10 protein-coding genes and 2 pseudogenes are annotated in these 12,014 nt (G+C 66.2%); 9 read left to right on the top strand and 3 right to left on the bottom strand.

Going from position 1 to position 12,014, the window contains the following annotated elements; all coding sequences use genetic code 11:
• The 3 genes from Sdia_RS29820 to Sdia_RS29345 form a co-directional block, all read left to right on the top strand.
• The coding region (locus tag Sdia_RS29820; protein ID WP_371874307.1) for a hypothetical protein at window positions 1-299 on the top strand (299 nt) is incomplete at its 5' end.
• Between the two features lie 32 nt (window positions 300-331).
• On the top strand, window positions 332-901 hold the full coding sequence (locus Sdia_RS29350) for a hypothetical protein (RefSeq protein ID WP_189500714.1): 570 nt from the start codon (window positions 332-334) through the stop codon (window positions 899-901).
• Between the two features lie 85 nt (window positions 902-986).
• Window positions 987-1,868, top strand: coding sequence for an AfsR/SARP family transcriptional regulator (locus Sdia_RS29345; protein ID WP_189500712.1), 882 nt, complete (start codon window positions 987-989; stop codon window positions 1,866-1,868).
• Window positions 1,869-2,324: 456 nt separating this feature from the next.
• Here Sdia_RS29345 and Sdia_RS29340 read toward each other — a convergent pair whose 3' ends face one another.
• A complete protein-coding gene (locus tag Sdia_RS29340; protein ID WP_189500710.1) occupies window positions 2,325-2,744 on the bottom strand; it encodes a hypothetical protein in 420 nt (139 codons plus the stop codon).
• A 1,164-nt stretch (window positions 2,745-3,908) separates the two neighbouring features.
• On the opposite strand from Sdia_RS29340, the gene Sdia_RS29335 reads away from it, so the two are divergent.
• Window positions 3,909-4,082 carry a hypothetical protein gene (locus Sdia_RS29335; RefSeq protein WP_189500709.1) on the top strand — a complete coding sequence of 58 codons (174 nt, stop codon included), beginning with the start codon at window positions 3,909-3,911 and terminating at the stop codon, window positions 4,080-4,082.
• Between the two features lie 8 nt (window positions 4,083-4,090).
• Here the strand turns inward: Sdia_RS29335 and Sdia_RS29330 are convergent.
• Together Sdia_RS29330 and Sdia_RS29325 are read right to left on the bottom strand one after the other, a co-directional pair.
• Window positions 4,091-4,884, bottom strand: a protein-coding gene (locus Sdia_RS29330; RefSeq protein ID WP_189500722.1) for an IS5 family transposase whose coding sequence is annotated in 2 segments (ribosomal slippage) — window positions 4,091-4,566 and window positions 4,566-4,884 — 795 coding nt in all. Because the reading frame shifts where the segments join, the coding sequence is not laid out codon by codon here.
• Between the two features lie 250 nt (window positions 4,885-5,134).
• A complete protein-coding gene (locus tag Sdia_RS29325) occupies window positions 5,135-5,944 on the bottom strand; it encodes an NmrA family NAD(P)-binding protein (RefSeq protein ID WP_189500707.1) in 810 nt (269 codons plus the stop codon).
• A gap of 325 nt (window positions 5,945-6,269) precedes the next feature.
• On the opposite strand from Sdia_RS29325, the gene Sdia_RS29320 reads away from it, so the two are divergent.
• From Sdia_RS29320 to tpg, 5 genes and pseudogenes are all read left to right on the top strand, one after another.
• Window positions 6,270-6,458, top strand: coding sequence for a hypothetical protein (locus tag Sdia_RS29320; RefSeq protein WP_191835379.1), 189 nt, complete (start codon window positions 6,270-6,272; stop codon window positions 6,456-6,458).
• A 52-nt stretch (window positions 6,459-6,510) separates the two neighbouring features.
• Window positions 6,511-8,835: an ATP-binding cassette domain-containing protein gene (locus Sdia_RS29315; protein ID WP_189500703.1), complete on the top strand. Its 2,325-nt coding sequence runs from the start codon at window positions 6,511-6,513 to the stop codon at window positions 8,833-8,835.
• An 84-nt stretch (window positions 8,836-8,919) separates the two neighbouring features.
• Window positions 8,920-10,245, top strand: a pseudogene (locus tag Sdia_RS30465) (amino acid adenylation domain-containing protein); the annotation flags it as partial.
• 35 nt (window positions 10,246-10,280) lie between these two features.
• Window positions 10,281-10,970 (top strand): annotated as a pseudogene (locus Sdia_RS29310) (telomere-associated protein Tap); the annotation flags it as partial.
• A 225-nt stretch (window positions 10,971-11,195) separates the two neighbouring features.
• A complete protein-coding gene (tpg, locus tag Sdia_RS29305; protein WP_100458404.1) occupies window positions 11,196-11,750 on the top strand; it encodes a telomere-protecting terminal protein Tpg in 555 nt (184 codons plus the stop codon).
• The last annotated feature ends 264 nt before the right edge of the window (window positions 11,751-12,014 follow it).

Below are 12,014 nucleotides of genomic sequence, written 5' to 3'. Positions count from 1 at the left end.
CCACGATGGGGCGCGAAGTCACCGAACCGGGTCGCTATTTGCAAGAGATCGCACAAGAACTGGCGTATGGAAATTGCCAAGGCGGGAAGTGGACATACCCACCACAAAGTTCGGCAGTGGTTGAGTGGCTCGCCGGCAGTCCAGACACCTCGGTGACATACTACGGAGCCCGACCAAAAGGCATCGACCTGACGGTTGCATGGCTTGAAGGCACATCTGAGTCTGAGCGTAACGCCTGGCTCAATCAGTACTTCGATGCTGTAGAAAAGTGCGACGCCAAGCAGGTGCCAACATCATGATCCTGTACGCGCGCACTCGAGGATTGGGGCCGGTGCTTGCGACACTGATCGGCACGGCGTTGGCGTCTTGGTGGTTTGCTGAGTGGTTGATTGACACCCCTCGATTCGGCGCATCGGCACGAGTCCCCGTTATTGCTATGGCGCCATTGCTTTCTGCGGCAGCTATCGTTGGCTCACTACATTCCTCCAGTCCTGAGATCGAAGGGACGGCTGCTCGGCGGCCCTGGCTATGGAGGGCCGGCCACCTCGCGATTGCAACAGCAGTATATGCGGTCGTTCTCGGGGGCACGGTAATGTTCGATCCCGGCACCTTTGGCGCAATTGCAATGGTGCGCAACATTCTGGGCTTCACGGGAATGGCGTCGCTAGCGTCTTGCCTTATTGGGGCGCGCTTGGCATGGCTGCCTGTACTGATTTATGGCGCAACCATCTATTTGACCGCGCCCCGTGATGTTCATGGCGGATTGACTGCATCTTGGGCGTGGCCCATTGAACAAGGTTCGGATCCGGGTGCTTGGTACGCAGCGATATCGATATTCGTGCTGGGGACGGCTGCCGGTTCATGGGTAGGCCCAGCGCAGGGCGTATCGCACGATCGGTAGCTTCCGCCCTTGCCCGTGCATATCGCGATAAAATTAGATGGACGGTACTCGCTTAGCCCGCAGAGTCATCCAGGGGGAGTTTGCTATGTCCGATCCGCGATGGCGAAACGTCCAGCCCGCGATTCAGTTGCTTGGCAATGTGCAGGTCAACGGATCATGGCGAGGGCAGTTGACCCTAAGTAGTAGAAAAGTGCTGGCGGTGCTCACTTCCGCTGGCGCTGAAATCGGCATGAATGCCTATAATATTGCCGATCACCTCTGGGGTTCAACGCAGCCAGCTTCGGGCTTGCAAATGGTCAGGAGCTACGTAATGACTCTCAGGATGGCTCTGCGGTCGACTCCTGTCCAAATAGTTCATAACAGGGCCACCGGGTACCGTCTGATCCTGAGTTCAAACGATGTCGATGCTTACTTGTTCGAAGCGTGCCTCAGGAACGCGCAAAAATCATTGAGGAGTGAAAAAAATCCTCAGGAGGCAATATGTTCACTTGAGGCCGGACTGGGTATGTGGCGGTCAGAGACTGCGATGCCCGAAGTGCAAGATGTGATCCTGCTGAAAGGAGAAGCGCAGCGCCTGCAAGAGTTGCGATTGCAGGCCGAAGAGACGCTGGCGGAAGTGCGTCTTCGGGCTTCTCCTAGAGGGCATCACTCGCTGATACCGCGGCTATTGCACTTGGTTCACCTGTACCCGTTTCGAGAACGGCTGATAGCCTCACTGATGATTGCCCTATATTCATCGGGTCGTCGGGTGGAAGCGTTGCTGACCTATAGCGATTCGCGTCTACGCTTCATCGAATATGCCGGCGTGGAACCCGCAATAACCTTGAGACGGATTCAGGTCGCAATCCTCAACAGTCTTGATCACGACAGCCTTGTTTCTCTTCTACCTGAACCGTCGTCAGGCTGCACAGTTCCGCCATCGCAAGTTCCAGGTCTCAGTGAACTTGGCCAATCAATTCGTGGATGACTGACCGCGCGGTGCATCGGGAAACCCACTCGATCTGTTGACGGCCGGTCGGTTCCCCCCGCGGAGCCGTTTCGGAGTTCAGGTCGGTGATAGGCGCGCTGGTGGTCGGCCAACTCGTGACGCCCAGCCGCCAGCGAATCCTCCGCCTGGCCCGAACTGACCCTGGGCCAGTTACATCACCGCAGCACTCGACCAGCTCGCATTCCCCGCCGAAGCTTGGCTGGTTAGCGACCTTCCCGCCCCTACTGCACCAGCCCGTGACCGGAGCAGTTGAATCCGGTGCGCCGCCCCGGGGCGACATTGGGGCCCTCGGCCTGCCCGTCCTCGCCTCGCGGCACGAACACGGCCCGCCGACTCCGTCGGTGTGGGCCGCCATGAACTTTGAGGCTAGGCCAACACCACCAGGAGGGGCGACGCTGATTCAGCGCCGCCCCTCGATGGATCTAAGCGATTTGGCTACACGATGCCAGTCTTCCATGGCAAGCACGTGTCCGGCAGTACGGGGAGGTCTTGGCACTTGCGGATCAGGATTGTCTTGCCTTCAGCGAAATCATGGTCCCACGTGTTGCAGGCGCCGTTTCCGCGTGTTTGATTGTGCCTCCCCTGGATGGGGGAGGCCTCGGACTTGTAGTACTTGTATACCCCGTACGGGCCCTGGGCATCTGTGGCCGTGTCGCAAACCTCGATTTTGTCGCCGTAACTGTAGAACGTCACTCTTCCACCGCCGCCTTCCGAGACGGCGTCACGGCTAGCGGCTCTCGATTCGGCTGCCCAACTCATGGTGCTGCCGGCAGCGAGCAGGACGACGGCGAATGCGGTGGCGCTGGCTGCACTGCGGCCTGTGGTCAGCAGCCGCTTCCTGGATGCTTCGGTCAACCTCAACGCGGTGTCTCCCTTGACTGATCGTGCGGGAACTATGATGACTTTGATGAAGCGGGTTCATTATCATTGCGTTCTGTGGGGACGAAACATGTTTCCCCGTAGGTCCAGCGTTGATTGTTTACCGTGATCGGGGTGACTGTCCGTTATCTACGTACGATCAGTTCGAATCAAACGGTGAAGGTTTAGGATCATAGAAATCCAAATCTCGGGAGGACTGCATGGTTATGAAGAAGCTCCTGCGTAATGCGGCCAGTGTATGTGCTGCGTCGCTGATCTGTGGGATCGGCTTTGCCTCGGCAGCATGGGCTGGAACGGATGGATTGTCGGAGACCGATGGGGCCTCTGTCCGTTTCATCAGTTACGGAGATAAGTTCACTGTTTGCGACACTAAGAGAGACGGAGCAGCTGCGTACAATGACTACTTCTGGTACGACAATATGGGAGACCATCGCGATGTAAACCCGGGGAGTGCGGGCTCCTGCCACACCTTCAATCACGACTTCCCTGAGAACGAGGCTGTGAGCTTCCGAGCGTGTGAGGATCAGCCCTTGTACCCGGACGACTGTGACTCGTGGGTTAACAGGATCGCGTAAGATCTAGTCCTTTCCGCTCCGGCTCAGGGTTGTCCAGATGGGCGGGACGTCGGTGGCTGGGCATGCTACGGCAGGGTTCGCAGATGAATGTATCTAAGCCTGGTGTAGCTGCCCTGGTTAGGGTTTGTGCACGCTTTGCTGCTTGATGGCGGTGCGCTGGTCCCATCGGGAATGCATTTTCGTCGCGGAGCTGACCGCCATCGTCGAGGTCTAGGTGATCTGAGGTGATGGCGTGTCGGCTCTACGCTTGCAGTCCATCTCTGGGTGTTCTGGCGCAGGTTACAATATTGGCTGGTACGCGGAACAAGCTGCGGGATTACCGTGGTGCCCGGTAGGTCGTCGTAGATCTCGCACGAGTGGAAACGTACGGTGATTGGTTCATGAGTGAAAGGCGTGAAGGCCCTGGGCGTGGGCCGGTCGTGCTGGCCTTCCTTGTCTGCATCATGTTTGTGGGATGGGTGCTTATATTCTTGATGCACCAGATTCTGTAATGGGTCGTACCGACTAACCGCTGTGGTCTGGGATATACGAGGGCTGGAAAGGGTGGGATCTGATGGGGCGCGGGGTGCACCGCTGGAGGACCCCGCCCGTGGCCCGCCCTACCAAGGCCGTGCGCGCCGCCATCACGAAGCGCCGCGCCGGCGCGATCGACCTTCGGCTCGCCAGCGTCGACTGGCTCACCTTTGGCCGCAAGCTCGCGGCCGACCCTGTCGCCAACTCCGACGCCCTCGCCTTATAGACCGTGTCCTACGTGGTGAGGCGGATGAGTCGCTTGTAGCAGCAGAGGGCGGCGGCGAGGCCGAGAAAGGCCAGGTAGTTTCGGGGGTTTCGTTCGTAGCGGTGGTTGAGCCGACGGTAGCCCGTGAGCCAGGACATGGTGCGCTCGATGACCCACCTTCGGCGGCCGAGTCGTTCGCTGGACTCGATGCCCTTGCGTGCGACGCGGACGCCGATGCGCTTGCCGCGAAGCCATTTGCGCAGGTGAGGAACGTCGTACGCCTTGTCGGCGTGAAGACGCTGAGGCTTGAAGTACCGGCCGCGGTGTGGGTCGTGTCTCGTTTGGTGAGCGGCGACCATGGGCTTCAACGCGAGGCTGTCGTGGACGTTGGCAGCGGAGACACCGACGACCAGGGGCAGTCCGTTCGCATCCGACAGGACGTGCATCTTGGAGCCCGGCTTGCCCCGGTCCACGGGGCTCGGACCTGTGTGTTCGCCCCCTTTTTAGCGCGCACGTGGGCGGAGTCGAGGACTGCACGCGACAGGTCGAGCAGGCTGGCGTCGTAGAGCCGGTGCACGATCTCCTCGTGCAGTCGGCCCCACACGCCGGCCCGCGACCAGATCACGAACCTGCGATGGGCCGTCGACTTCGATATCCCGAAGCATGGCGGCAACGCGCGCCAGGCACAGCCGCTGACCAGCACGTAGACGACGGCCGCGAACACCGTCTCATCAGGCGTGTCCTGCGTGCCGCCACCCTGCGGCCGCACCTTCGACGGCGGGATCAACGGCTTCGCGATCTCCCACAGTCCGTCCGGAACAATCCAACTCTATGTACCCCGCCCCATAATCACCCCAACGACCACCTCACCACATAGGACACGGTCTTACTGTCGCTTACCGGGAGTGACCGCACGCTGTGAGGTGCGAGGGAATCCGCCCTCGCTTCGGGGCGGTTGGGCCACCGGTGGGGCGGATACCTCGGAGCGTAGGGCGGTGATCACCCGGGGAAGGAGACGGGCGGTGAGCCTTGTACGGGATTTGCGGTGCCTGTGCCGTTTCTGACGGAACTCCTCACCAGCGGTCGGCGGGCACGCTCGCGACGTACTCCTCGAAGCTCCTGGCGGAACGTCCGAGCAGCCGTGGGACGGTGTCCAGGGGCTTGCCGTCGCCGAGCGCGCGGAGGGCGTCGAAGGCGGCGATCTCCCCCTCGACCTCCTCCTCGGGCCGGCCGAGGGAGGTCATGAACGCCCGGTAGTCCTCCGGTTCGCCGCGGAACTCGAGCGGCCGGCCGGTGCGCGCGCTGATGACCTCGCACGCCTCGCCGAAGGACAATGCGTGTGGCCCGGTGACCTCGTAGGTCCGGCCGGTGTGCCCGTCCTCCCGCAGGGCGAGGGCGATCACGTCCGCCACGTCGTCGAGGTCGGCAAACGCCTGCCGGCAGTCTCCGAGCGGGACCGTCAGCCGGCCGTCGCGTACGGCCGTCCGGAAGTGGCCCTCGTCGAAGTTCTGGTCGAACCAGTCGGAGCGTACGACCGTCCAGTCGGCCCCCGACGTCCTGACCAGCCGCTCCGCGTCGAGGAGCCGCTCGTCCCCTATCGTCTCGATGGCGCGGCTGGACAGCAGCACCATCCGCTCCACGCCGAGTTCCACCGCCATCTGGACAAAGCCCGGCGCCACGGGGACTCCGTCGGGGCTCATCAGGAACAGTCGGGAGACGCCGTTGAGGGCCGGCTTCCAGGTGCGTTGGTCATCCCAGTCGAAGCGGGTCGCGGAGTTCCGGGTGGCCGGACGGACGTGTGCCCCGAGAGCGTCCAGCCGCGCGGCGACCCGCCGGCCGACCGAGCCGGTCGCGCCCAGGACCAGCGTGGGTTCGGTTTCCATGTCCAGGGCAACGAGTTGGCGGGCGGCGGGAAACGGCTGGTCGTGAACCGCGGTGGGGCCGGGAGACGGGCGGAGGGCCGCGCTCTGCTCCCCTTTCCCCTGTAGTGGAGCTCACCAAGGGTTGACGTTGTCTGACGTTGCTCTGCATTTCCTGCGTTGACCGTGCGAGCGCGCCGAAGTTAGCGCGGCGCACACGGCGCACTACTCGGTCGGCTCCGGCACCCGGCTGGCCCTGGACGACGCCCGCGCCCTGGCCGCTGCGCTGCGGGCCGAGCCCTCACTGCCGGGCGCGTTGGCGGCGTACGAGACGGGCCGCCGACCGGCGGTGGAGCACACGCAGCGGATCGGCCGGGAGAGCGCCGACTGGTTCGCCGGGCTCGCCGACGCGGGCCCGAGTTCGCCGGAGGAGTTCCTGGTGGACCTGGTCACCCGGGGTGGCCGGATATCGATGGGTGACCTCACGGCAGACGCCGACGGTGGAGCGCCGGCGGGCACAGTGGTGAGCGGCCGGTGAAACCCGGCAGCGGCACCTGAACGACGGCGAGTACGAGGAGACGAAGACCGCCATGGGCGAGGACAGGCAGCACATCGTGGTGACGGGGGCCCGGACCAACAACCTGAAGGGAGTGAACCTGCGGATCCCGCTGGGCGTCCTGATCGTGGTGACCGGGGTCTCCGGGTCCGGCAAGTCGTCGATCGTGTTCGGCACGATCGCCGTGGAGTCGCAGCGCCAACTGAACGAGGTCTTCCCGGCCTTCATCCGCAACCGGCTGCCCCGCTACGAGCGGCCCGAGTTCGAACTGATCGAGAACCTCGCGCCGGCGATCATCGTGGACCAGAAGCCGGTGGGCGGCGGCACCCGCTCGACGGTGGGCACCATGACCGAGGTCAACCCGGTGCTGCGGGTGCTGTTGTCCCGCTACGGCGAGCCGAGCGCCGGTCCTTCCAACTTCTACTCCTTCAACGACCCGCACGGCATGTGCCCGGCCTGCGACGGCCTGGGCGCCACCCTCCAACTCGACGTGGACAAGCTGCTGGACCTCGACAGGTCCCTCAACGAGGGCGCGATCCGGCACGCCAACTTCGCGGTCGGCACCAACTACTGGAAGCGCTACGCGCAGATCAGCCGCTATGAGAAGGGCCGCGCGCGCGACACCGACCTCGAGCCGGTCTTCGACCCGGACAAGCCGCTCGGTCAGTACTCGGACGAGGAGATGGACCTGCTGCTGCAGGGGGAGGGATTCGAGACGATCCGCCCCGACGACTTCGGAAACGTCGCCATCAACGAGTACGAGGGCGTGGTGCCGAGGCTGACCCGGCGGTTCATCAAGCCGGGGCTCGAGTCGCTCAAGGACAAGGAGCGCAAGGCCACCGAGCAGGTCGTCACCGAGCGGACCTGCGAGGAGTGCCGGGGCGCCCGGCTCTCGCGGGCGGCCCTGGAGTCGAGGATCGACGGCCGCAACATCGCGGACTACTGCGAGATGGAGATCGGCGACCTGGTCGCCGAGCTGGAGCGGGTCTCGGACCGGTGGGCGGGGCCTGTGGTGCCCGCCGCGCTGTCCTCGCTGCGGCGCATCCAGTCGGTGGGCCTCGGCTACCTCACGCTCAACCGGCCCACCAGGACCCTGTCGGGCGGCGAGGGCCAGCGGCTGAAGACCGTACGCCACCTCGGGTCGGCGCTGACCGGGATGACGTACATCTTCGACGAGCCGAGCGTGGGTCTGCACCCTCACGACGTCGACCGCCTCAACCGCCTGCTGCAGGACCTGCGGGACAAGGGCAACACCGTGCTCATCGTCGAGCACAACCGGGACGTCATCGCGATCGCCGACCACGTGATCGACGTCGGCCCGGGAGCGGGCGCCGCCGGCGGGGAGGTCGTCTTCACCGGCACGGTCGAGAAGCTTGCCGCGAGCGGGACGCTCACGGGCCGGCACTTCCGCAGCCAACCCGGGCTGAAGCCGAACCCCCGGACGGCCACCGGCCGACTCCCGGTGCGGGGCGCGCGACTGCACAACCTGCGGGACGTCGACGTCGACTTCCCGACCGGAGTGCTGACCGTGGTCACCGGGGTGGCCGGCTCGGGCAAGTCGACGCTGGTCTCCCGGGTGTTCACCGCCCAGCATCCGAAGGCGATCGTGCTCGACCAGTCGGCGGTGGGCCTGAACCCCCGCTCCACTCCGGCGACCTACACCGGCATCTGGGACACCGTGCGGAAGCTGTTCGCGAAGGCGCACGGGGTGGACCCGAGCCTCTTCAGCTTCAACGCCAAGGGCGCCTGCACCGAGTGTCGCGGGCGCGGCACGATCACCACCGACCTGGCCTTCATGGACCCGGTCACCACCGTCTGCGAGGTCTGCGACGGCTCCCGCTACCGGCCGGAGGCCCTGGCCCACCGGCTGGGCGGCCGCAACATCGCGGAGGTGCTGGAGCTCACCGTCGCCGAGGCTCGCGACGCGTTCGACGACCCGGCCATCGCGCGCCGCCTGGCGCCGCTGGAGGAGGTCGGCCTGGGCTATCTGACACTGGGCCGCCCGCTGTCCATGCTCTCCGGCGGCGAACGCCAGCGGGTGAAACTCGCCAACCGGCTCCACGAGCACGGCAGCGTCTACGTGTTCGACGAACCGACCACCGGTCTGCACATGGCCGACATCGACAACCTGCTCGCCCTGCTCGACCGGCTGGTGGACGCGGGCAACACCGTCATCGCCATCGAGCACGACCTGGACGTGGTCAAGCACGCCGACTGGATTATCGACGTCGGGCCCGGCGCCGGTGAGCACGGCGGCCGGGTCGTGTTCACCGGCACCCCCGCCGAGATGGTCGAAGGCTCGGACACCACGACCGCCCGCTTCCTCCGCTCCTCACTGCCCGAGGGGGCCGGCGGCTGACACCACCCAGGCCGCGGGAACGTGCGGAGGCCCGGTGCACACACGTGTGTGCACCGGGCCTTCCCACGTCCGTCTCCCGCCTCCATGGACCCCACCCGACTTTCCTCTCTGCCGCAGGAGTTACACGTGTATGCCGTCGATGAGCTGAAGGACGTACCCGCTCTCCCCGCTGCCTTCGAGACCGCCGCCGCCGCCGCGGCCGCCGACCGGACCGCCCTGGAGTGCGGAAAGCGCGTGCTGACCTACCGGGAGTTGAACGCGGCGGCCAACCGCCTCGCCCGCCGGCTGCGGTCGTCGGAGGGCGTCACGGCGGGGAGCCGGGTGGCGATCCACATGTCCCGCTCGGTCGAGCTGTACGTCGCGCTCCTCGCGGTGCTGAAGCTCGGCGGCGTGGTCGTACCGCTGAACCCGGCGCATCCGGTGGCGGTACGGCGCTCCGCCGCCGAGGAGGCGCAGCCGGTGCTGACGCTCCGGGACGTGCCGGCCGGGCTCGGCTCGGTCACCGCCGAGCGCGACGTGCACGAACTCGTCGCCGCGAGCGCCTCGTTGCCGGACGGGAACCTGGCGGAGGCGGTGGACCCGAAGAGCACCGCGTTCATCCTCTTCACCTCGGGATCCACCGGCCGCCCCAAGGGCGTGCTCATCCCCCACCGGGCCATCGCCCGGGTGGCCGACCACAACGGGCACGCCGTGGTGCTGCCCGACGACTGCTTCCTCCAGACCTCCCCCTACTCCTTCGCCGCCTCCACCACCGAGATCTGGCTGAGCCTGCTGCACGGGGCGAGGCTGGTCGTCCCACCGCCGCAGCTGCCCTCGCTCCCCGAGCTGGCCCGGCTGATCACCGAACACGGGGTCACCTTCCTCAATCTGCCCTGCGGTCTGTTCAACCTGCTGGTCGACGGCCACCCGGAGGCGCTGGACGGGGTGCGCTCGGTGATCGTCAGCGGCGACTTCCCGTCGCCCGAGCACCTGTCCCGGGCGCTGCGGGCCGTCGGCGGCGCGGTGCACAACGCGTACGGCTGTACGGAGAACTCCGCGCTGACAGCGGTCCGCGCGCTCACCGAGGAGGACGTCCGCCGCCAGGTCTTCCCGGTGGGCCGGCCGCTGCCCGGGGTGGGCCTGCACGTGCTGCGGCCGGACCTCGCGCCCTGCGACCCCGGCGAGGTCGGCGAGCTGTGCCTCAGCGGCGCCGGCCTGACGCACGGCTACCTCGAGCAACCGAAGTTGACCGCCGAGAAGTTCCCCGAGCACGCCGGTACCCGGCTGCTGCGGACCGGCGACATGGCCCGGCTGACCCCGGAGGGCGAGGTCGTGCTCGTGGGCCGGACCGACCAGATGGTGAAGATCCGGGGCTTCAGGGTCGAGCTGCGCGAGGTGGAGCTCGCCGCCGAGGAGACCGGACTGGTGAACCGTGCGGTGGTCCGTGCGGTGGACGCGGCGGACAACCTCCGGGAACTCGTCCTGTTCTGCACCACCGCGACCGGCGAGCCTACGACGTCCACCCGATCGAGGCGTACCTGCGCCGCGAGAAGGGCGCGTACCTTGATCCGTGGCACGACCGCCTCAAGACCGCCTACGTCGACACCCTCGCCGACCTCGGCGTCACCAAGGACCTCTCCGACGCGGAGTTCCTGGCGGCGATGGAGCGGCCCAAGCAGGTCGACCCGGTCCTGGCCGCCGTGCTGTCCGCGATCAAGGCCACGGTGAAGGGCGGTGTCGGAAAGCTGCGCGAGCGCCCGCAGGGTAAGCACTACAAGGAGGGCGAGCCGTGGCCGGCCCTGACGCGGCCGACCTGGCGCCCCGACATCCGAGCCGCTGTTATCTCCAAGGCCCGGGTCAACATGCACCGCAAGCTGCGCAACATGGTGACGATGACGGGCCTGTACCCGCTCGCCGTGCTCTCCGACTGTGTCGTCTACCCCGCACCGGGCGGCTCGCCGCTCGACTTCCTCCCCTACGCGGCCTCCGGAAGGCCCCAGCCGGGCGCCTTCCGCCTCGGCTCCACGCCGGGCCTGGCGAAGACGGAGGGAGTACAGGAACTCCTGTGGGCAGTCGATTTGATGGAAAAGGGGTTGAACCCAGCCCGTCACATCAAGGGCGACGGCCACGACGCCGTCCTGGACGAAGGCGAGTAGACCCACGGCCACCCGCACCCGCAGCGACCTCGCGGCCGTCGTCGCTGGAGGCCGAACGAAACGACGCGGACGCTGGACCACTTTCAGGCACGCAAGGAGCCCCGCGGTTCTCGCCGCGAGCCCGCCCACCTCGCGCCGCTTCGACGGGTGGCTGCACGAGACGCACGAGATCTGGTGGCCGCCCTTGACGGCCAGGACCCCCACCGTTGAAGAAGGGCTGACCCTGTGGGAGAGATCGAGGAAGCCATTGAGCGGGCCGACCGGGAAGCGTTCACCCGGCAGCCGCCGAAGACCCTCAAGGGCCAGATCCGCTACCTGCTGAGGCAGTTGGGCAGCGCGAAGGCTGTCGCCCGGGAGATCGGTGTCACCGCAGACTCCGTGAACCGCTACCGGCGCGGCGCCCGTAAGCACGCCCGCGCCGACGTCGCCGCGAAGATCGATGACGCAGTACGGCGGCGGTGGCAGCCCCGCCTACGCGGCGGGCGCCGGCGGCAGGCCGCCGCCGCGACCGGGATCACAATCGAGACCCGCGCCCGCTTCGGCTACACCGCGCCCGCCGGATCTACCGACGACGGCCGCTTCCGCCGCCTCACAGTCCACCTCCCTGCCGAATACGCGCAGGCACTGTTCAACGCCCGCGACCAAGGCGCGACCGAGGACCAGCTGCGCGCCATCGTCGCCCAGGGGCTGCAAGAGGTGTACTTCAAGGACGGCGGCAGCCGGGCCGGCAACCTGGAGGTGAGCCTGACCAATATCGACTACCTGGACGTGGCGTTCTGAAACGCCGGCACCAGCTCCAGGCGGCCCGGGAGCTGTGGTGTGCTCACTGCGGCGTAGCCCTGCGTAGCTGTCGAGTCATACTTCGCCCGGCTTTGTCGGTGACGGAGGGTACTCTGATCTGTTGATCGGATTCCGCTGTGTCGGGCTATGGAGCCCGTGGGGGAGCACGGTTCACCGATCGGGAAGAGGGGGCGCTTCGTTGCTGAGCCGAAGCACGATGGTTGTCACCAAGGCGGGCGTGCTGTCACCAGGGCCACCGAACGG

This window comes from Streptomyces diastaticus subsp. diastaticus (genome assembly GCF_011170125.1).
GTDB lineage: Bacteria > Actinomycetota > Actinomycetes > Streptomycetales > Streptomycetaceae > Streptomyces > Streptomyces diastaticus.
Note: the sequence above shows the minus strand (reverse complement) of the source record. Positions and strands in the feature narration are given on the sequence as shown.